The sequence below is a fragment of the Streptomyces solitudinis genome, assembly GCF_036323765.1.
Lineage (GTDB): Bacteria > Actinomycetota > Actinomycetes > Streptomycetales > Streptomycetaceae > Streptomyces.
Map to the genome: position 1 here is coordinate 12,092 of NZ_JAZDCW010000017.1, position 20,659 is coordinate 32,750.

General features: G+C 70.2%; 17 protein-coding genes and 1 pseudogene. 16 read left to right on the forward strand and 2 right to left on the reverse strand.

All coding sequences use genetic code 11. The annotated features are described in order from the left end of the window. The first annotated feature begins 1 nt into the window (after nt 1). Nucleotides 2–838 (forward strand): class I SAM-dependent methyltransferase, encoded by an 837-nt coding sequence (locus tag V1J52_RS25745; protein WP_330142377.1) that lies wholly within the window; start codon nt 2–4, stop codon nt 836–838. 78 nt (nt 839–916) lie between these two features. Here V1J52_RS25745 and V1J52_RS25750 read toward each other — a convergent pair whose 3' ends face one another. Then, nucleotides 917–1,477 carry an NUDIX hydrolase gene (locus tag V1J52_RS25750; protein WP_330142378.1) on the reverse strand — a complete coding sequence of 187 codons (561 nt, stop codon included), beginning with the start codon at nt 1,475–1,477 and terminating at the stop codon, nt 917–919. Between the two features lie 227 nt (nt 1,478–1,704). On the opposite strand from V1J52_RS25750, the gene V1J52_RS25755 reads away from it, so the two are divergent. From V1J52_RS25755 to ltrA, 14 genes are all read left to right on the forward strand, one after another. Continuing rightward, a complete protein-coding gene (locus V1J52_RS25755) occupies nt 1,705–3,876 on the forward strand; it encodes an ATP-binding cassette domain-containing protein (RefSeq protein ID WP_330142379.1) in 2,172 nt (723 codons plus the stop codon). Nucleotides 3,877–3,927: 51 nt separating this feature from the next. Beyond that, nucleotides 3,928–5,388, forward strand: coding sequence for an NUDIX domain-containing protein (locus tag V1J52_RS25760; protein ID WP_330142380.1), 1,461 nt, complete (start codon nt 3,928–3,930; stop codon nt 5,386–5,388). A 73-nt stretch (nt 5,389–5,461) separates the two neighbouring features. After that, a complete protein-coding gene (locus V1J52_RS25765; protein WP_330142381.1) occupies nt 5,462–5,668 on the forward strand; it encodes a hypothetical protein in 207 nt (68 codons plus the stop codon). Continuing rightward, nucleotides 5,622–6,470 carry a class I SAM-dependent methyltransferase gene (locus tag V1J52_RS25770; protein ID WP_330142382.1) on the forward strand — a complete coding sequence of 283 codons (849 nt, stop codon included), beginning with the start codon at nt 5,622–5,624 and terminating at the stop codon, nt 6,468–6,470. Before V1J52_RS25765 ends, V1J52_RS25770 begins: the two co-directional genes overlap by 47 nt. After that, the gene (locus tag V1J52_RS25775; protein ID WP_330142383.1) at nt 6,467–7,849 is read left to right on the forward strand and encodes a phosphotransferase; all 1,383 of its coding nucleotides are present in this window, start codon (nt 6,467–6,469) and stop codon (nt 7,847–7,849) included. Before V1J52_RS25770 ends, V1J52_RS25775 begins: the two co-directional genes overlap by 4 nt. Before the next feature lie 33 nt (nt 7,850–7,882). Next, entirely contained in the window at nt 7,883–10,258 is a 2,376-nt protein-coding gene (gene fxlM / locus V1J52_RS25780; protein ID WP_330142384.1) for a methyltransferase, FxLD system, read from the forward strand. A gap of 127 nt (nt 10,259–10,385) precedes the next feature. Next, on the forward strand, nt 10,386–10,673 hold the full coding sequence (locus tag V1J52_RS25785; RefSeq protein ID WP_330142385.1) for a hypothetical protein: 288 nt from the start codon (nt 10,386–10,388) through the stop codon (nt 10,671–10,673). 62 nt (nt 10,674–10,735) lie between these two features. Continuing rightward, nucleotides 10,736–11,584, forward strand: a complete 849-nt coding sequence (locus tag V1J52_RS25790) for a glycosyltransferase family 2 protein (RefSeq protein WP_443075931.1) — start codon at nt 10,736–10,738, stop codon at nt 11,582–11,584. A 40-nt stretch (nt 11,585–11,624) separates the two neighbouring features. Further along, complete coding sequence (locus V1J52_RS25795) at nt 11,625–12,398, forward strand: PIG-L deacetylase family protein (RefSeq protein ID WP_330142387.1); 774 nt, start codon at nt 11,625–11,627, stop codon at nt 12,396–12,398. 48 nt (nt 12,399–12,446) lie between these two features. Next, nucleotides 12,447–13,190 (forward strand): NUDIX domain-containing protein, encoded by a 744-nt coding sequence (locus tag V1J52_RS25800; protein WP_330142388.1) that lies wholly within the window; start codon nt 12,447–12,449, stop codon nt 13,188–13,190. A gap of 127 nt (nt 13,191–13,317) precedes the next feature. Further along, on the forward strand, nt 13,318–14,001 hold the full coding sequence (locus V1J52_RS25805) for a hypothetical protein (protein ID WP_330142389.1): 684 nt from the start codon (nt 13,318–13,320) through the stop codon (nt 13,999–14,001). After that, the gene (locus V1J52_RS25810) at nt 13,998–15,254 is read left to right on the forward strand and encodes a site-specific integrase (protein ID WP_330142390.1); all 1,257 of its coding nucleotides are present in this window, start codon (nt 13,998–14,000) and stop codon (nt 15,252–15,254) included. The genes V1J52_RS25805 and V1J52_RS25810 overlap by 4 nt, the downstream gene beginning before the upstream one ends. Nucleotides 15,255–15,638: 384 nt before the next feature. After that, nucleotides 15,639–16,823, forward strand: a complete 1,185-nt coding sequence (locus V1J52_RS25815) for an IS701 family transposase (RefSeq protein WP_330142393.1) — start codon at nt 15,639–15,641, stop codon at nt 16,821–16,823. Between the two features lie 862 nt (nt 16,824–17,685). Next, nucleotides 17,686–19,116, forward strand: a complete 1,431-nt coding sequence (gene ltrA, locus V1J52_RS25820) for a group II intron reverse transcriptase/maturase (protein ID WP_330142391.1) — start codon at nt 17,686–17,688, stop codon at nt 19,114–19,116. 130 nt (nt 19,117–19,246) lie between these two features. On the opposite strand, the pseudogene V1J52_RS25825 reads toward ltrA, so the two are convergent. Further along, nucleotides 19,247–20,004 (reverse strand): annotated as a pseudogene (locus tag V1J52_RS25825) (IS5 family transposase); the annotation flags it as partial. 141 nt (nt 20,005–20,145) lie between these two features. On the opposite strand from V1J52_RS25825, the gene V1J52_RS25830 reads away from it, so the two are divergent. Beyond that, entirely contained in the window at nt 20,146–20,610 is a 465-nt protein-coding gene (locus V1J52_RS25830; RefSeq protein ID WP_330142392.1) for a GMC family oxidoreductase N-terminal domain-containing protein, read from the forward strand. Nucleotides 20,611–20,659: the final 49 nt, after the last annotated feature.

Consider the following 20,659-nt stretch of genomic DNA (forward strand, 5'->3'; position numbering starts at 1 on the left):
ATTGACGCAGGACGCCCTGACCGGCTGGGACGACGAGACCACCGCCGAGGCCTACGCCGCCTTCACCCGCGCCTTCCCCATGTACAGCGCCTCCAGCCGCGACCTCGCCGCCCGCGCCCGCCTCACCGACAGCCATGTGATCGTCGACCTGTGCGGCGGCACCGGAGCCACCGCCGAAGCCATCCTCGCCCTCGCGCCGCCCGACGCCCGGGTCATCTCCCTCGACAACGCTCCGGCCATGCAGCGCATCGGCCGCCGCACCTTGGACGATCCACGCCTTTCCTGGGTCACGGCCCGCGCCGAGGAGCTGGCCGAGCACACCCCGGCAGGCGGCGTCGACGCCGTCGTGTGCAACTCGGCCATCTGGAAGACGAACGTTCCTTCCGTGTTCGCCGCGGTGCGCCGCGTTCTGCGGCCCGGCGGCCGGTTTGTGTTCAACGTCGGCGGCGGATTCGCCGGAGTCACCCACCCAGCCGCACAGGCCCGGCCCGCCAGTGCCTCGCTCGGCTCGCTGATCGAGCAGATCGCCGTCCGCGACTACGGCGCACCTCCGGCGCCGCCCAGCGGTGTTCCCCAACTGCCGCTCACGGCTGTCGCCAGCTACCTGGCTGCCGCCGGGCTGACGCTGGCCGAAGCGGATGTCACAGCCCAGCACACCACCATGGCCGAGCGGAGGGCCTGGCTGTCCATCCCGGTCTTCGCCCGCCCCGAGGGCGGCTTCTCCTACGAACAGCAGATGTCGATCTTGCAGGAGGCATACGCCCAGACCCGTCCCGACCACGTCACGATCACCAGCTGGCTCGTCGTCGTCGCTCAACTCGACGGCCTGCAGGCTTGAACGGAGGAAGCTGGCCCGCGGCCCGCCAGATCCTGGACGGCGCACAGCACGATCCGGTGCAGCGGCAGCTGTGCGGGGTCAGCCTGCGTGGGCCGGCCTGCTGACGGCCCGGGCGATGCGGTGGCCGACCAGCCGTTCGGCATCCGCGAGCGGGTACCAGGCGGCACCGGTCACCTCCGCTTCCTGGATCTGGCCCACATCCGCACGGTCCGTCGTGAAGGCGAACCCGATGTCGAGGTGGAAGTGATCCGGCTCCCCCTTGGCCGGGCGCGCCGGAACGCGCCCGTACTCGACATACGCAGGCACCGAATCCGCCAGGGACACTGCCGCGGGGTCGAGGCCGGTCTCTTCGGCGAGCTCGCGCACCGCCGCGTCGCTCAGCGTGGTGTCCGTCGGCTCGAGATGGCCACCGGGCTGCAAAGTGATCCCGTAGGCCCGGTGCTCGATCAGCAGGATCTCGCAGCCGCCGCGCACCAGCAGCGCACCGACCGTCACGTGCATCGGAAAGCTGTGCCGAGAGGCGAAGTTCTCACCGCTGGCGAGCATCTGCACCGGCCGGGACAGCAACTCGGCCTCATCCGGATAGCGCTCCAGGTACGCAGCCAGGGCATTCGAGATGACGGCATCACTGATTGCCACAGAGCACCTCCGCTCCAGCCCGGGAGCGGAACTCCCAGTCACCGACGGCTCGGATACGGGCAGCAAGTCCATGCACAGTCAGCTCCAGCGAAGATCCGTGGCATACAGGCGTTCGCACTCTACAAGTCGAGTGTGAGTCAGAACGGACCAACGGGCCCATCCGGACCTACGAGCACCATCGTCGGCGTTTCGGCCAACCTGTGCCCGGCCGCGCGTCCTTGCGCGGCATGGGTCGGTGCACTGCGCACCTTCGAAGAACCGCGGAATCCTGGGGCGCGCAACCCGACCGAAAGACACGTGTTCGAAATTGCGGCGGCGTCGTTGGACATGCCGACGCCACCACTCCGCATCCGAGAGGAAGAACATTGACGCCAGTCGAACCAGACAGCGACGAAGCTGCGGGCCCGGCGAAGGTTCCGGCGACGGACAGCATCTCGGACGCCGAGCGGGAGCTGTACGGCGGCCGGCTGCGCTACGACCAGTCCTACGTCCGCCACGAAGGCCCACTGACCCGGCTGGGGTTCGGGCGCATGGCGGCCGCGCTGCCCCGCATGGTGGGCATGGTGCTGCGCACCGGCTGGGAGACGGACCCGCGGGCGCTCGCCGGGGTTGTGGCGGCGCAGCTCGGGCAGGGCGTGGCGGCGGGCTGGGGGCTGGTGGCGGTCAACAGCGTCCTCACGCAGCTGTTCGCCGACGGTCCGACCGCGGAGAAGCTGCGCGACGCGCTGCCGTCGCTGGCGGTGCTCGCGGTCGCGGCGGTGGCGACCGCGGTGCTGGCGGCGTGGTCGACGGCCATGTCGGGCCGGCTGGAGCCGCAGGTGGAGCGGGCGGTCTCCGCCCGGTACTACACGGCCGTCACCGGTGTTGAGGTGGAGGCGACCGAACGGCCGGAGGTCCAGCGGGTCCTGGAGGCGGGGAAGTTCGGCACGGATTCGGCCCGCAGCATGCTCCGGCTGTCGGTCGGCGTGGGCAATGTGGTGATCGGCATGGCGGCGGCCGCGGTCGTACTGGCGTCGCTGCACTGGGCGCTGCTGCCGATGCTGCTGGCCATCGCCCTGCCCAAGGGGTGGGGAGCGGTCCGCTCCGCGCGCCGTGAGTACCTCTCCCGTCTGAACTGGGTCGACCACCGCCGGGCGATCGCCTCCCTGCTGGCCTACCTGACCCGACCGCACGCCGCCGGGGAGATCCGGGTGCACGCCGCCGGCGCAAAACTGCTTTCCAGCTATGAGGAGATGTCGCGGCAGACGGAGGCGGAGCAGCGGCGTCTGGCCCGGGCGCAGGCTTCCACGGACCTGATCGCGGGCGCGTTCGCCGGTGTGGCGTCGCTGGCCTGCTACGGGGTGCTGTGGTGGCTCCTGGCGTCCGGTGGTCTGCCGCTCGCCGTCGGCGGTACGGCGGTGATCGCCATCCGCACCTCGACGGCTCGGCTCACGTCGCTGGTGCAGCAGGTCAACCGGCTGTACGAGGAGCTGCTGTTCCTCACCGACACCGAGGACGCCATCAAGGTGGCGGGCGAGAACGCCATCCCTTCCTCCGGAGCGTCGCTGCCCGCGCCGGTGCTGGAGGTGCGGACGGAGGGGGCGTCGTTCACCTACCCGGGCGCCGACTTTCCTTCCCTGAAGGGCGTGAGCGTGCGGGTGCCCCGGGGGAAGGTGACCGCCCTGGTGGGTGCGAACGGTTCTGGGAAGACCACGCTCACGAAGGTGCTGGCCGGGCTGCTACTGCCTTCCGAAGGACACGTCTGGTGGGTGGGTGAGTCGGGCGAGCGGGTCGAGCTCTGCGAGGCCGACCGCGCCCAGGTCTTCCGTACCGTCGGGCTGCTGGCGCAGGACTTCCCGCGCTGGGAGATGACGGCCGCGGCGAACGTGGCCATCGGCGTCGGCGACCGTCCCCGGGACATGGACCGCGTCCGCACGGCCGCCAAGGAAGCCGGCGTGCTCGACCTGATCGAGGGCCTGCCACACGGCTGGGACTCGATCGTGTTCAAGGGCTACGAGCGGGGTGTCCAGCTCTCGGGCGGGCAGTGGCAGAGGCTGGGGTCCGCCCGGACGCGGTACCGGCAGTCACCGTTCCTGCTGGTCGACGAGCCCACCAGCGCCCTCGACCCCCATGCGGAGATCGACTCCTTCCGGGGGCTGTGGTCCCTGGCCGAGGAAGGGCACGCGGTCGTCCTCGTCACCCACCGGCTCGCCGCGACCATGCACGCCGACCACATCTACGTCCTCGACCAGGGACGCGTCGTCGAGGACGGCACCCACGACGAGCTCATGGCCCACACGGGCGGCCTGTACCAGGGCATGTTCACCGCCCAAGCCGCCCAGTACGGGCTCGCACCCGCGACCGACGCGCTTCCCGGCCCCCGCAGCAGCCAGCCCTCCGACCACGAGACGGCGAGCTGACCCCCAGCGCGGCCTCCACAGCCCCCACACGTCGAAGGTGAGACGACACCCGTGCCACCCAGCTCCTCCTCGATCCGCAAGGCCGTCGAGACGTACCTCGTCCGCCACCCAGGCGAGCGTGACGCCTTGGCCGGGCTGCTCGCTGCCTTGGACCGGCCCGTCGACGTGACAGCCCGCACGACGCTGCCCGGTCACGTCACGTGCAGCGCCGTCGTCATCGACCGCCAGTGCCGGCTCCTGCACATCCGGCACCGGACCACCGGCCTCCTGCTCCCCGGCGGCCACATCGAGCCCGAGGACCGCGCGCTGCTCGCTGCGGCGCTGCGCGAGGTCGCGGAGGAGGCCGGCATCTCGCCGGGCAACCTGTGCCTGACCCGGCAGATGCTCGGCTCCCCGATCGACATCGACGTCCACGACATCGACGCCAACCCCGCGAAGGGCGAACCGGCCCACCGCCACTACGACTTCCGCCACGTCTTCTACATCGCCGGCGACGAGCCGTCGGCGATCACCCTGCAGAACGAGGAGGTGTCCGGCGCCCGGTGGCTACCCATGGCGGAGGTCACCTCGCCGACGCTGCGCGAGAAGCTCCTCCAGGCCCGGCTGGACGGGCAGCCGGAGCCGGTGAACGCCTGCGCACTCATCCACGACGGGCGGGGTCGGTACCTGCTGCATCTGCGCGACCACAAGCCCGGCATCTGGCAGCCGGGGGCGTTCGCCCTGCTCGGCGGCGGCCGCACGCACGATGATCCGAGCCTTGAGGGCACGCTGCTGCGGGAGCTGTCCGAGGAGGTTCCCGACCTCCTTCCGGAGGACCTGGAACCGTACGCCGTGGAGACGGCCACCAGCGTCGACGGCCTCAGCGTCCCGATCCAGGTGTTCACCGGCATCTGGCGCGGCGACCCCGACCGGCTCCGGCTTCACGAGGGCGTGCTGCTGCGCTGGTTCACCCCCGACGTACTGGACCGGCTCCGCCTGAGTCCCGCGACGCGGGACCTCATCCGTCGGCACGCGGCCGAGAACCCTCCGGGCGGCGCGTCCGGCGCGGCCACTCCGTTGCAGGAGGGGGGTAGGCGGCCCGTGCTCAACGGCATCGGCGTCCACCTCCATCTGGAGGACGACGAAGGGCGGGTGCTCCTGGGCCTGCGCCACCCCGACGCGGGGTTCGCGGGGAACACGTGGCACTACCTGGCCGGCAAGTGTGAACAGGAGTCCGCGGTCGCGTGCCTGGTGCGGGAGGCGCGGGAGGAAGCCGGGCTGGTCATCGACCCCGCGGACGTGGATCTCGCGCATATCGTGCACGTCGTCGACGCCCCGGGTGGGCCGCCGTTGATGCAGCTCGTGTTCCGCGCCCGCCGCTGGAAGGGAGAGCCGAAGGTCCTGGAGACCGACAAGTGCCTGGGCTGGAAGTGGTGGCCGCCCCACGAGCTCCCGGACCGGCTCGTCTCCTACACCCGGACAGCTCTCGTCGGCATCGCCGAAGGCCGCGCCTACTCCGAGTTGGGCTGGTGACCGGCGTGCGCACCTCTACCGGGAGCGGGCGGGCCCGGTCCGTCCGCACGCCGGCGCCGCCGGGCGTGCCGGGGTGAGCGCCGAGTCCGACGAGTTCGGGTACCGCGCTGGCACCGGCTTCGACCGGCTGTTCCTGTCCGCCTCCTTCCGGAAGACGATCACCACGGCCGACGGGCCACCAGCTCGAACGGCGCCCTGCTTCGGCGACTTCCTCACGCTCCTGGAGATGCACGATGACCCGCCCCGACCAACCAGCCGCTGCGGCGGCTTCGGACGATGACCTGTTTGGGTCCGAGGCCGCCGACTACGCCCGCTACCGTCCCGGCCTGCCGGACGCGGCCGTCCGCCTCCTGGCCGCCACCCAGCACGGCGTACCCGACCCCGTCCTGCTGGACCTTGGCACCGGCACCGGGCAGGTGCTCCGCGCGCTGCCGCCCGTTCTGCGCCGGCTGGTTCACGTCGATCTGGTCGACGTGAACCAGCACATGCTCGAGACGGCCCTCACCATCCTCGATGTCCGCGGGTCCTGCACGGTGAACGCCTTCAGCGGCGAAGCGCGCACCTTCACCCCCACCGCGCCCGGCCGAGCACTCACCTTGATCACCTGCTGCCGGTCCTTCCACTGGATGTCCCGCGCGGAGGTCCTGGACATGGCGGACCGGGTGGCCGCGCCGAACGCCGTCGTGGCGATCATGGGAGACGGCAGTCTGTGGGCCCACGAAGCGGACTGGACCGCCGCCCTTCGGGGGCTGATCCAGACCTCCCTCGGCAACGACCGGCGCGCGGGCACCCGCGGCACGTACGCCGGGCGGGGCCGCTCCTACGACGAGGAACTCGCCGACTCGGCGTTCAGCGACGTGGCCGAGCACCGCTTCCCCGTCGCCCGTGCCTGGAGGCCCGAGGACGTCCTTGGATACCTGCGCACCACGAGCTTCGCCGGCCCCGCCCTCTTCGCCGACCGGCACCACGAGTTCGAGGCCGAGGCACTCCGCCTCCTCCAGGGCCTTGCGCGTGGCGGCGTTCTGAAGGAGGACGCAGCGTTCTCGGTGCTGCTCGCCCGTCGCCCCGGCGGTGACGCGTGACCGGCGCCCAGCGGCACACCGAGCTGCTCGACGTTCATCTCATCGCCTTGCGCGACGGCCCGGCCGGGCCGGAGGTGCTGCTGTCGCGGCGGGCCGGTGACGTGTACGCGGCTGGCTGCTGGCATCTCGTGTCCGGGCATTTGGACGGTCCGTGGGAGGACATGGTCGCCGCCCTGGTGCGTGAGGCCCGGGAGGAGGCCGGTGTCGTCATCGACCGGGCCGATGTCCGGGCGGCTGTCACCGTGCACCATCGGTCCCCGGCCGGCGGCGCCCGGATCGGGGCGTTCTTGGTGGTGGATCGGTGGGAGGGCACCCCTGAGGTCATGGAGCCCCAGGTGTGCGACTCCATGGACTGGTTCGCGCTCGACAGGCTTCCGGAGCCGATGGTCGCGTACTGCCGGGCGGGGCTGGATGCCTACCGGGCCGGTGCCCGGATGGCGGTCCACTTCCAGGAGCCGGGCGATCCGATCGCCTACGACCCGACCGTTGACCGGCTGATCCTGGTCCCCGAACCCGCCGTCCGCGGGGTGGTCCCGGATCAGGCGGTGCGCGCCTTCGCCGAGCAGGCGGTCGGCCGGATCACCGCATGGACGGACGTGTCCTGGGCCCGGGCGGAAAGCCGCGTCTGGAGAGCGGACGGCGCCGAGGGTGGCACCTGGTACGTCAAGACCCACCAGAACGACCGCTTCCACCGCCGTGAAGTGGACGCGCTGCGCGGCTGGGTCACTGGGCTCGGCGCGGCGGCGCCCCGGCTGGTGGCTGCCGACCCCACGCTGCGGGCCGTGGTGCTCACCGCAGTGGGAGGACGTTCCCTGCACGGCGCCGTCCACTCGCCGGAGCAGCAGCGCCTCATTTTCCACCACATCGGGCAGCTCGCCGCCGCCATCCACACCAGCGCCCCACCGCGTCCGGCCGCCGGCACCCTGCCCCTGGGGAAGCTCGAGCGGCACCTGGCCGGAGCCCGGCCCCACCTCGCGCCCAAGGACGAGGAGTTCATCCGCGCCACCGCGAAGAAGGCCGCCACCCTGCCCGCCCCGGACACAGTGCGCACCCACGGCGACTTCCAGCCCCGCAATCTGAGGTGGGACACGGCCGCCGGCTCCCTGTACGTGATCGACTTCGAGCGCGCCGAATGGGGCCCGGCCGTGCGGGACTTCGTGCGGCTCTCCGACGCCTGGCACGGCCGCCCCGACCTCCTGCAAGCCGTGATGGACGGCTACGGCCGCCCCTTCACCCTGGAGGAAGAAACCCAGCTCACGGTCCTGTCCGTCCTGGACCCCGTCTCCGGCATTTCCTACGGCGCAGCCCACGGCGACCCCGAGCTCGTCGAGCGCGGCCTGCGCACCCTGGCCCGCCTCCGCACCGCACAACGCCCCTGACCATCACCGCACTCACGTACGAGGAGCAGCACGTTGACGTACACTGCCCGTGACGAGTGGGAGCAGCACTTCAGCGACGGCCGGAACTTCCGGCAGGTCGGTGAGCGGGAGCGGGAGCTCCTCGCCGACCACACCCCCGCCCCGGACGGCGGCGGCCGGGCGCTTGATGTGGGATGTGGCACCGGTGAGCTGGCCGTCTACCTCAGCTCGCTCGGCTACACCGTGGACGCCATCGACTTCGCCGAGAGCGCGCTCGCACGGGCCCGGGAGGAGCGCGCCGGCGTCGAGGGCGTGCGCTGGCTGCACCTGGACATCGAGCGCGACGACCCCGCCCCGCTGCATGAAGAGGGGTATGACCTGATCACGCTCCGCCTGGTGTACCCGTTCGTGCAGGACAGGGGGCGAGTCCTGCACGGGCTGGGTGAGCGGCTGAGGGACGGCGGCGCTCTCGTCGTCATCACCCCGGTGGCGGCCACCACGCCCGAGGAACGGCGCGCCATCGCCTTGGACGAGGATGAGATCGCCGTGCTCGCCGCCGGATGGGAGACGGTGGAGCGGCTGGACGCGGACGGCCTGGCCGTCCTGGTCCTGCGCGGTCCCTGCCACACCGACACGAGGGCCGTCGAGAAGCGGCCGACCACCGCCCATGCCCTGACCGGCGCCCTCGCGGTCGTCACCGACGACGCCGGCCGGGTCCTGCTCGGCCTCTCCCGCCGCGGCATGCTCGAACTGCCCGGCGGCAAGACCCGCGGCCCGGAGGGCTTCGCGGCCGCGGCGGTGCGCGAGCTCGCCGAGGAGACGGGCCTGGTCGCCGACCCGGCGGATGCGTACGTGGTGACGATGCTGGTCGATGACAGCCACGGCATCCCGCGGCTCACGGCCGTCGTCCGCATCACCGCGTGGACGGGAACGCTGACCAACGCGGAGCCGGAGCTGTTCGACCGCTGGGAGTTCTTCGACCTGCACGCTCTCGCCTGTGCCGGGGACGTCTTCGTCCCGGCCGCACTCGCGATCGACAGCGTGTGGCCCGGCGTCATCCCGGACCTGCCGCCTGTGGTCTCCTACCCGCTCGCCGCCGATCGGCCGCCCGTGCCGGGTGAGCCAGCTGAGGCCGTCAGGCTGCGCCAGGCGATGGCCCAGACGGTGATCGACGGGGGCTGGGCCCCGTCCGAGCCCGTCCGCGACGCGCTGCGCACGGTGCCCCGCCATCGTTTCGCCCCGGAAGTGAACCTGGCGGACGCGTACGACGGCGGCGACCGGGCTGTCATCACCCGCCGCGACGAGACCGGGACGGCGATCAGCTCGGTGTCCGCGGCCTGGCTGCAGGCCGACATGCTCGAGAGCCTGCGCCTTCAGCCGGGTGCCATCGTGTTCGAGGCGGGGTCCGGTGGCTACAACGCCGAGCTGCTCGCCCACCTCGCCGGGCCCGGCGGGCGGGTGGTGAGCGTCGACATCGACCCGTGGGTCATCAGCCGCACCCGGGCCTTCCTCACGGAGGCTGGCAGCGGACGCGTCACCGCCATCGAGGCCGACGCCGCCCTTGGCGCGCCCGCCCACCTCGTGCCCCGCGGCGGCTTCAACGGCAGCATGATCACCTACAACTGCTGGGACATCCTGCCGGCTTGGCGCGAACAGCTGGCCGAAGGCGGGCGCCTGGTCCTGCCGCTGGAGATGGGCGGCTACACCAGGGCGATCGCGTTCGAGCGGCACGGCGAGGTGCTGCACGCCCGCCGCTTCACCTACTGCGGCTTCGTCCGCGACCAGGGGCAGCAGGCCCGCCCCGCCCCGGTTGCCCCCTTGCTCGACGGAGCTCTGGCACTGCGCTTCGACGACGGCCCCGCCGCCGATACTCAGGGCCTGGAGGAGGCGCTGCGCGGGCGGCGGCACGAGGTCGCGACCGGCGTGACCATGGGTGCGACGAACTCCTACTTCGGCTCCCTTCAGCTGTTCGCGGCCACCACCGTGCCGGGCTTCTGCCGGCTGGCCGCCCACCAGGAGTCCGCCGAGGCTGTGACCGGCATCGCAAAGGACCGCGACGCCCCCGCGATCCTCTGCGAGTCCTCGCTGGCCTACCTGATCCACGTCCAGACCAAGGACAGCGACCGCCGGGAAGACAAGGAGTGGGAGTGGTTCGCGTACGCCTTCGGCGAGCAGGGGCCCGAGCTCGCCGAGCGGCTGGTGGCCACGGTGCTGGCCTGGGACCGGCACATCCGCGCCGAGGCCAACGACCAGCACGCCGATCCCGTCCTGACGGTCCACCCGGCCAGCACGCCCGACGATGCGCTGCCCGCCGGCAACGTCCTGGACAAGGTGAACTGCCGGATGGTGTTCCGGTGGCCGGGGCGTGACGTGGTGCTGCCCGGTCCCGTTGAGCGTCCGATGGCCGACGCCGTGGCGGAGGGGGTGTGACGGTGGAACGGACCTTGCGACAGGCGGTTTTCGCCGCCCCGGCAGAGGGCGACGAGTCCGACCGGATGCGCCGCGCGCACGCGGCCGCCGCCAAGCAGTTCCGGGTGTCCGCGTCAGGGCCGGAGCCGTGACGCGAGCGCCCCTGATCCTGTTGGACTGGGAGAACCGGGGCCGGCTGCCCGTGGGCTACGACCTGAACCTGCTCCACGCGTACTCGCTGGCCGCGCCGGTGACCGCCGCCCGGATCCGGCGCGAGTTCGGCCACGTCCTGGACACCGACGCCGGCCGGACCGGGGAGCTCATCGCCCTCGGACAACTCCTCCAGGCGTGCTCCCGGGGCGTCCACCCCCATCTCGCCCCGCTCGTCGCCCGCCAGGCCGAGCACCTCACCGGCACCCCCGTCCCCACGCCCTGACCGGCCCCGATGGCCTGGAGGAACCCATGTCCCGCCCACGCGTCGACGTCGTAGTTCTGACCATGAACGACCGCCCTGTGGAGGAAGCAGCCGCGCAGGCGACGCTCCTTGCCCAGAGCGGCGTCGACGTGCGGGTGGTGGTCGTCGGCAACGGCTGCAAGCCCGAGGTCGTGCCACCTGGTGCGCTCACCGTGTGCCTGCCCGAGAACATCGGCATCCCCGGCGGTCGCAACGCCGGCGCCGACGCACTGCACGAGGCCGGCGATCCGGCCAACTGGCTGTACTTCCTGGACAACGACGCTCGCTTCCCCCGCCCCGACGTCCTCTCCCGGCTCGTCGCCGAGGCCGAGCAGCATCCGGAGGCCGCCTGGGTGCAACCCCGGCTGACGGGCCCGGACGATGTGACCGCCCCGCGCCGCTGGGTCCCCCGGCTGCGCGCAGCGAACCCGGGCCGGCCGGGGAGGGTCACCTCGATGACCGAGGGCGTCGTCCTGATCCGGCGCGCCGCCTTCGACGCGGTAGGCGGGTGGGAAAAGCAACTCTTCCTGTATCACGAGGGATTCGATCTGGCCTGGCGGCTGTACGCGGCGGGCTGGAGCGGCTGGTACGCCGCCGACATCCGTATGCACCACCCGCTCACCACACCCACCCGCCATGCGCTGTACCACCGGCTCGCCGCCCGCAACCGGATCTGGATCGCATACCGCAACCTCCCCGCCCCGTTCATCCCCCTCTACCTGGGCGCGTGGACCGTGATCACCCTGGCCCGGACCGTACGCGGCGGCGGACTGCGCCAAACGCTGCGCGGGATACGCGAGGGCTGGACAACCCGGCGTACGCAGCTGCGGCGCCCGATGAACCGGCGCACCGTCTACCGGCTCGCCGCCGCCGGCCGGCCGCCGGTCATCTGAACCTCCCGCCCGACCACCACTTCGAGGAGAACCCTTCGTCATGAACAGCCCGCCGCTGCCCTCGCTGCTGGGGGTGTTCGCGCACCCGGACGATGAGAGCCTCCTGGCCGGCGGCGTACTCGCACAGCACCACGCCGCCGGGGCGCGCACCGGTGTCGTCACCGCCACCTGGGCGCCGGACAGCAGGCGCGCGCCCGAACTCGCCGCGGCCCTCGCTGTCCTGGGCGCCGGTCCCCCGCGGCTGCTCGGTTACGGCGATGCCCGCAACCCCGAGTCCGCCTCCGGTGAGTCCCGCTTCGTCGACGCGCCCCTCGATGAGGCCATCGGCCGTCTCGTCACCCACATCCGGGCCTTCCGCCCCGAGATCGTCGTCACTCACGACGCTCTCGGCCAGCTGACCGGCCACCCCGACCACGTACGCACCCACCAGATCACCTTGCTCGCCGTCGCGGCCGCCGGTCTCGAGCCTCTCTACCCCGAGGCGGGCGCTCCCTGGCAGCCGTCGGCGCTGTACGCGGCGACGCACTCGGAGACTGGCGTGGGCCGGCTCGGAGCCCTGCTGGAGAGGGTCGGGAAGAGCGTGCTGACCGTCCCCGACGCGTATGTGACCACGACCGTCGACATCAGCCCGTGGGCCGGGGTGAAGTGGTCGGCCATCCTCGCCCACCAGGGGGAGGTCGCACGCAACCGGCCCCTGCCCGGCATCCTCGCCCGCCTGCCCGAAGCCGAACGCAACCAGATCATCAGCACCGAGTCCTTCACCAGGCTCACCCCCGGCCCCGTCGCGGGCGATCCGTCCCGGCTCCTCACCTGACAGGCACGCCCCGCACTCCCCGCGCGCACCGCACAACTGGAGGCCACGATGACCACCACACCTACCTCGGACGAAACTCCGAGCGCCTTCACCGACGAGCAGTACGGGGCTCAACGCGCCGAGGCGGCCGTGTGGGCCGGAGCGTCCGCAGTGATCACCGACCGGCGCGGCCGGGTCCTGACCGAGCGCGTCAGCTATCGAGACACCCGCCTCCTGCCGGGCGGCGCGGTCGACAAGGGCGAGTCACCCGCCCAGGCCGCCGCCCGCGAACTCTACGAAGAGCTCGGCGTCACGATGGCACTCAACCGCGGGCTCGCCGTGGACTGGGTCTCCATCACCGGCGCCAACGCGCGCCCCGCCATGCGGTTTCCCGGCGAGGTACTGCACGTCTTCGACGGCGGAACGTGGGACGACGAACAGATCGCCGCCATCCGACCCCGCGCAGGTGAGATCGAGGCGGTCGAGTTCGTCGAACCCGCCCGACTGCCCGAGCTGATGTCACCCGACAACGCCCGCCGTGCCCTGTCCGCGCTGCGCGCCCGTATCAACGCCGCCGGCCCCGCCCTGCTGGAGGACGGTCTCCCGATTGCCCCCACCGTCCTGGACCGGGCCGGTGTCCTGAGCACCGCCCGCCCCCGGCACCACTTCCCCTTCCATACCGGTCCGGCTCCGGAATTCCTCCCCGTACACCAGGTGTGGGGCTGGCTCTTTGCCCCAGACGGCCGCGTGCTCGTGCTACTGGAGCCGGACACAGGCGCGGCTTGCCTAACTGGAGTGCGCGCGGGTTCCTGAGCGGTCGGCGGCGGATCGTTGATGCATGTCGGCAGGTCAGGGGAGTGCGATGAGGCCGCACCCGCACGCCCTGGATTTCTGGCGAAACTGGCAGAATCTGAGAGTAATTCCTGTAACCTCGTGGATCGTGACGGATTTCGGGACTCGCGTGCTGTCCCTGGTCCCGCCGCTGACCGACGAGGTGCTGGATGAGTCTTCGGACGTGCGGGGCGGGGATCAGGGCCTGGTCGACCTGCTCTCCCTGCAGCGCCGGTATTCCGGTGGCGCCTCGCTTGAGCACGAGCAGGCGTTTTTCATGGACACGCTGGTGGAGTACCAGTGGGCGCGTGACGTGGCGGGGCTTGCCTCCTCGACGCTGGACGCGCTGACGAAGCCGGTCATCGAGGTCTGCGACCACTACCAGCTGGTGCCGTGGCGGCTGACCCCGCGGCATGTCGACGCGTACTTCGCGGGGCCGGGTAAGCGGCAGGCGCCGACGATCCGGTCCAAGCTCAACAAGATCGACCACTTCTTCGCGTTCCTGGAGCAGCGCTACGCTCACGAGATCTTCCGGCAGTTCGGGGCGATGGTCGAGTCCCCGATCGATCCGTTCAACCGGCAGGCACATCGCGGGGACTTCGGGCTGCGGGTCCCGCCGTCGGCACGGGCGACAAAGGAGTTCTTCGCCGCATGGCGGTCGGATCTGCCGAACGCCCGCAAGGAGTCGGTGGCCTGCCGCGATTACGTGATGTCGAAAATGATCTACATCTCGGGGACCGGCACGCCGCGCGAACCAACCTCTGTCCACCCGGGCGCAAGCCCGCCAAGGTGAGCGCGCAGACCCACCCGAGCGAGGTGTTCGCGCCCGATCCCGTGCCGCACGGCCAGCAAGAACTGTTCCCCGCTGAACGCGACTGGTCCGCTCTTCGCAGGGCCACCCTTCCCGAGCCGCGGCCAGAGGCCGCCCGGCTGCTGGCCACCTTCGACGCCCACGCCCGGGCACACGCCTGGACGGACCATGCCCGCAAGGCCGCCGCCCACGTCCTGCGCATCGCGGCCACCTGGCTCGGCACCCATGCTCCCTTCGCCGAATACGATCTCCGCGCGATCAGCGCCGCCGCCGGCCGCGGTAGCGCGTGCCGCCCCCGTGCACTGAACGCCTTCCTGGCCGAACGCGGCCTGCTTCTCCCGCAGTCCCGACCCGCCAGGAGCAGCGTCGAAGCCTTCGTGGAACAGGTCATCGCCGGCTATCCGCCCCGGATCGCCGATGAGCTCGCCTCCTGGGCACGCCGGTTGCGCAACCACTCCGACCGGCCGCCCACCGAGTGGCGCACCCTGCGCCGATACCTCTGCTATGTCCGGGCACCGCTTGCCGACTGGGCCCGCCGCTACCAGACCCTCCGGCAAGTCACCGCCGACGATGTCCACGCCGCCGTCACCGCAGTCAAGGGCGACCGCGCTCACGAACGCGCCGTCGCCCTGCGCTCGATCTTCCGCGCGCTGAAACAGGCAAAGATCATATTCACCGACCCCACCCGCGGCCTGACCGTCACCCGCAACGAACCCCCGCCCGCAACGCTGCCCCCTGACCGCCTCGCCGGAGTCCTCGACATCACCGACCGGCCCGCCATCCGCCTCGCCCTGGCCCTGGTCACCCTCCACGCCCTCAACGGCACCGACCTCAACCGCCTCACCCTGGACGACGTGATCTCGGCTCGCGCCCAGCTCCTCGTCCGCCGACCTCACAGCCGCCACACCGTCCACCTCGACGAGGTCACCCTCCGCCTCCTGCACACCTGGCTCCGCTACCGCCACCAGCGCTGGCCCCGCACCGCCAACCCCCACCTCTTCGTCACCCGCCAGACCGTCATCCACACCGACCCCGCCAGCACCAACTACTTCCCCGCGACCTTCCAGCGCCTCGGCCTCACCCTCAACGGCCTGCGCACCGACCGCATCCTTGACGAGGCCCACGACACCGCCGACCCCGTCCACCTCGTCCGCGTCTTCGGCATCTCCATCGCCACCGCCATGAAGTACATCCACGCCGCCCACCCTCACCGGGCTGGCGTCATCCCCCGGTGAACGGGCTGCGGACGGCGCCTTCCGGCACATCGGGTGAGGAATGCCATGGATGACAAGCGTGGGTGTCCGCCGGCCGCCGCGTGGGCCGAAGGTGTGGAGGATGGTTGTCGTGGCTGTTGTCCGCCGGTGGCTCGGGGCAGCCGGGTGGAACGCTGGGTCCGGCCAGCGGGCGGACAGTATCAGGGGAAGCGGGAGCTGTGGCCGAGTGGGATGTGATCGTGGTCGGTGCGGGGTTGCCGGAGACGTGCTGGCGGACCGGTTGAGCGCGTCGGGGAAGCGTTCGGTGCTACTACTGGAGGCGGGACCCGACGACGGCAGCGAGGCTGCCTAGTACTGCAACGGCGTTTGGCGTGACTGGTGGCCAGGGTGGTCGTTGGTCTGGTTATGGGTGGGGGACTTGGTGACGTGAGGGCGTGGGCGGCGGGTTTGGGTGAGGTGCACCAGCGGTTCGTGCATCGGTTTGCCCGGTCGGAGCCGCGTGAGTCAGCCTTGGCGTATATGCGGGGGCTGATAGCGCCGTTGGAGCGGAAGAACGGCTGGACACTCGCGGAGGAGGCAGGGCATGGCGGCCCGGACCGGATCCACCGACTGCTGAACCGGTGTGACTGGGACGCCGATGAGGTCCTGGACGACGTGCGTGACTATGTGGTCGAGCATCTGGGTGACCCCGGTGCGGTGCTGATCGTGGATGACACGGGCTTCCTGAAGAAGGGTGTCCGCTCGGCCGGGGTCCAGCGGCAGTACTCGGGAACGGCGGGGCGGACAGAGAATTGCCAGGTCGGTGTCTTCCTCGCCTATGCCGGTGAACGTGGCCGCACGTTGATCGACCGGCGTCTGTATCTGCCCACGTCATGGACCGATGATCGGGATCGCTGTCGGGCCGCAGGCATCGAGGACACGGTCGCCTTCGAGACGAAAGTGGCCATCGCCAAGGCCATGGTCCGACGGGTGATCAAGGAGAATATCCCGTTCCGGTGGGTAACCGCGGACGCCGCCTACGGCTTCTCCAAAGGCTGGCGGTCCGAGCTCGAGCAGGCCGATGTCTTCCATGTCATGGCCACCACTCGGCACGACACCGTCGTCACCCGCTGGGCAATCGACCACCCCGTTCACGACCTGTTTCCCGGACTGCCCCGGCAGAAGTGGAAACGCCGTTCCTGCGGCAACGGGGCTCACGGTCCGCGTGTCTATGACTGGGCGAGGGTCGAGGTCCGGCCCTGGCACCGAGAGGACCGCCGGCACTGGGTGATCGCCCGCCGCAGTGTCCGCCGGCCCCAGGAGATCTCGTACCACATCGCCTACTGCCCGGCCGAGACCACCCTGGACGAACTGATCCGGGTCGCGGGCAGCCGGTGGGCGGTCGAGGAATGCTTCCAGACCGCGAAGCAGGAATGCGGCCTGGACGACTACCAGGTCCGCCGCTACCCCGGCTGGCACCGCCACATCACCCTCGCCATGGCCGCCCACGCCTGCCTCACCGTCCTGCGGGCCCGCGCACTCGACGCCGACAAAGCAGAAACGGATCCTCCCAGCTCATACCCCTCACCCTCCCCGAACTACGACGCCTGATCCACCGCCTCACCCACCGCCAACCACCACCCGTCCAGCACGTCCTGCACTGGTCGCACTGGCGCCGACGACGACAACACGAGGCCCGCACCAGCCACTACAAACGACGCGGCTACACACCCCCCGAAGCCAACAAGCCATCACAGCAAAGACCGTTGCAGTAAGAGGAGTTGTCGTCAAATGTCACGCCCACATCAGCAGGGCTGCCAGGGTGACGGCGGCTTGGTAGGACTCGGCGGTCTTGTCGTAGCGGGTCGGTGCGCCACGAGGCGCCATGGAATCGAGTGAGGTGAGAGACCTTCACCACCGGATTGTCGTAGCAATCCGGTTGAAGCTGGGGGCAGTTCGGCTCGGGGGATGCCGAGCCGAGCGGTAAGCAGCCCCGACAACGCCGGGACGGGTTGGTACTGCCAGACGACTCGGGTCCGGCTAGCGAGACAGGAAGGTGTACGCGAGAAATCAGTGCCTGACGCCCCGTAATTACGACACCGGCTCGAACCTGGCGGATCTGGGCCGGACGCAGTGCACGACCACCAGCGCTCGTCGGTGGTCGACTCCGAAGCCGACTCTACTCATCGGTGGGGAGGCCACGCCGAAAGTCTGCGGCGTAAGCGTGGCGATGCTGCCGGGGTAGAGCTGGGCACCTCACCTGTCGATCGATTCCGTGGTGAACGTGGGAACTGCTCACGGTCGCCCTTATATCGGACATCCAGTCCGGTCGGGGGCAGGCCCATCGCCGGCTGATGGCCGTCGGGCAGGACGGAGGCTCCGTAGTACTCCGAGGCCGGGAAAGCCGGTCACATGGGGAAGGGGGCCAGCAAGTCAGCAGTAAGGAGACTGGAATGCCGGGAGGCTGTCGCCGGTGAATACCGACGAGCTGGAATGGGCCTTGATGAAGGCCGAACGCCGGGTACTGGAGATCCAGACCAAGCTGCACCGTTGGGCTGTCGATGATTCTCATCGCAGGTTCGACGACCTGTTCAACCTCGTGGCCGATCCCGCCTTCCTGTTGGTGGCGTGGGACCGTGTCCGGGGAAACAAGGGTGCCCGCACGGCCGGAGTGGACGGGAAGACCGCCCGCTCCATCGAAGCCGGGCAGGGAGTCGAAGCGTTTCTCGATAAGCTGCGGACCCAGCTCAGAGACCGCAGCTTCCATCCGGTTTCTGTCCGCGAGCGGATGATTCCCAAGGCGAATGGCAAGCTTCGTCGTCTCGGGATTCCGACTGTGGCGGACCGAGTGGTCCAGGCATCCTTGAAACTGGTGTTGGAACCGGTATTCGAAGCGGATTTCCTCCCGTGTTCCTACGGGTTCCGCCCGAACCGCCGAGCCCACGATGCGATCGCCGAGACTCGCTACCTCGCCAGCCACGGATACGAGTGGGTGGTGGAGGGCGACATCACGGCGTGCTTCGACGAGATCGCGCACCCGGCCCTCATGGAACGGGTGCGGAATCGAATCGGGGACAAGCGGGTGCTGTCCTTGGTGAAGGCGTTCTTGAAGTCCGGGATTCTGTCCCGTGACGGAGCCTTCACGGACACACGCACCGGGACCCCGCAGGGCGGGATCCTGTCGCCACTGCTGGCCAACATCGCACTCTCGGTCCTGGACGAGCACATCGCCCAGGGCCCCGGAGGATCAGATAGCACCTCCGAGGATCGGCGCAGGAGACGGCGCCGAGGGTTGCCCAACTACCGGCTGGTCCGGTATGCGGACGACTTCCTCGTACTCGTCTTCGGGCACCGTGAACATGCCGAGGAACTACGCGACGAGGTCGCGGAGGCATTGAAGCCAATGGGCCTACGCCTGTCGGTGGAGAAGACAAAGATCACGCACATTGACGAGGGCCTTGATTTTCTCGGATGGCGCATCCAGCGCCACCGGAAACTGGGCACTGACCGGCAGTACATCTATACCTACCCGGCACGGAAATCAGTACACTCCGCCACGGCCAAGGTGAAGGAACTGACCGGACGACAGAACGTCGGCTTGTCACTGGAGTCCCTGCTCCACCGACTGAACTCGGTGTTGCGAGGATGGTGCGCGTATTTCCGTCCCGGAGTTTCGAACGTCGCTTTCTGTTACCTCAGCCACTACACGTGGATGAGGGTGACACGATGGATCCGACGCAAGCACCCCGGGATCACTTGGAAGCAGCTCCGTCGACGTTACTACGGCGGCGGCTGGTGGCCCGTCACAGAGGAAGCGGAACTGTTCAACCCGGCAAAGGTAAGCACGACCAGATACCGATACCGGGGAAAACTCATTCCGTCTCCGTGGCCCACTACGGCATGAGGGACTGAACACCCCGAAACGGGATTTGTGGAGAGCCCGGTGCCCGGAGACGGGCACGCCGGGTTCGGGAGGCGGCTCGGGGAAACCCACTGGTGGAAACATCAGCAGGGCGCCCCGAGTCGACCTCACCGATGCCGCGCCATTGCTTGAGCCGGTTGAAGCACCGTTCCACCACGTTGCGTTGTTTGTAGAGCTGCTTGTCGAAGGCGGGCGGGCGCCCGCCCCGGCTGCTGCGTCTGAGCCGGTTGCGGACCTGGTCGGCACGCTCGGGGATGGTGTGGCCGATGCCCCGGCGGCGCAGCCAGGTCCGTATCGCGCGAGAGCTGTAGCCCTTGTCGCCCAGCACGTGGGCTGGCCGTGTGCGGGGCCGTCCCGCTCCGGGACGGGGCACCCTGATCGCGTCCATCACGGCTTCGAACTGGGTGCAGTCGTTGGTGTTCCCGCCGGTGAGGGTGAAGGCGAGCGGGCGGCCGGCCGCGTCGCAGGCGAGGTGGATCTTGCTGGTCAGGCCGCCTCGCGAGCGTCCGAGTGCCGGTGGGCGGAGCCCCCTTTTCGGGCTCCGGCCGCGTGCTGGTGGGCCCGCACGACGGTGGAGTCGACCGACACCAGCCAGTCGATGTCGCCGGTCGCGTCCGCCTGGGTCTGCGCGGCCCGCAGCATTCGCTCGAAGGTGCCGTCCTTCGCCCAGCGGCGGAAACGGGTGTGCAGTGTGGCCCACGGTCCGTACCGCTCGGGCACGTCCCGCCAGGCCGTGCCGGTACGGAACTTCCACACGATCCCGTTGAGGACCCTTCGGTCGTCCAGCCGCTTGCGGCCCCGCGAGGACAGGGGCAGCAACGGCCGGACGAACTCCCACTCGGCATCGGACAGTTCATGACGACGTATCACCCGACCATGATCCACTATTCAAGATCGTCATTTGACGACAGGGCCTAGATGTCCGAGGAAGCGGCTGCCGGCCCGCGGGAGATTCTCAGCTACGACTGAGCTTCGGTCAGCAAACCCGGTGTGCTGGGCCGGGAGATCCCCGTGGCCCGCGGCAAGCTGGTGGGCGACTCCTCGGCCGACAACATCGCCATCGCTCTGCGCGGGCACTCGCAGGACTACGACAGCTGGGCCACGCGGACCGACAGCGTGCGGTCCTTCGAGAACCTGCTGCCCCACTTTCGTGCCGTCGAGCACGACCTGGACTTCACCACGCCCTGGCACGGCACCCACGGCCCTGTGCCCGTGCGCCGCTACCGACCAGAGGAGCTCCACCCGCTGCAGCGGGTTCCAAGACGCCTGCCTGGCCCTGGGACATCCGGCGATGGAGGACCAAAACGCACCCGGCACCCACGGCATCGTGCCGGTGCCGGTCAACCGGAGTCCGGCAGATCACCACTCGCCGCCGACCGAGAGATCCATGGAAGCGACTGCATGACCGTCATCGTCGCTGCCGTCCTCACCTGGAGCCTCAACGCTGAAAATCGCGATGGACCGCTTCGCACCTGACCAGCGAAGACCCACAGGAGGTCAAGAAGGAGAACGGTCTCGCTGGTGC

Bases quoted from the DNA above. Each gene is read 5' to 3' on its own strand.
- V1J52_RS25755 (WP_330142379.1), top strand. From the start codon at position 1,705: ATGGGTCGGTGCACTGCGCACCTTCGAAGAACCGCGGAATCCTGGGGC.
- V1J52_RS25770 (WP_330142382.1), top strand. From the start codon at position 5,622: ATGACCCGCCCCGACCAACCAGCCGCTGCGGCGGCTTCGGACGATGAC.
- V1J52_RS25800 (WP_330142388.1), top strand. From the start codon at position 12,447: ATGACCACCACACCTACCTCGGACGAAACTCCGAGCGCCTTCACCGAC.
- V1J52_RS25815 (WP_330142393.1), top strand. From the start codon at position 15,639: ATGGGTGGGGGACTTGGTGACGTGAGGGCGTGGGCGGCGGGTTTGGGT.
- V1J52_RS25795 (WP_330142387.1), top strand. From the start codon at position 11,625: ATGAACAGCCCGCCGCTGCCCTCGCTGCTGGGGGTGTTCGCGCACCCG.
- V1J52_RS25790 (WP_443075931.1), top strand. From the start codon at position 10,736: ATGAACGACCGCCCTGTGGAGGAAGCAGCCGCGCAGGCGACGCTCCTT.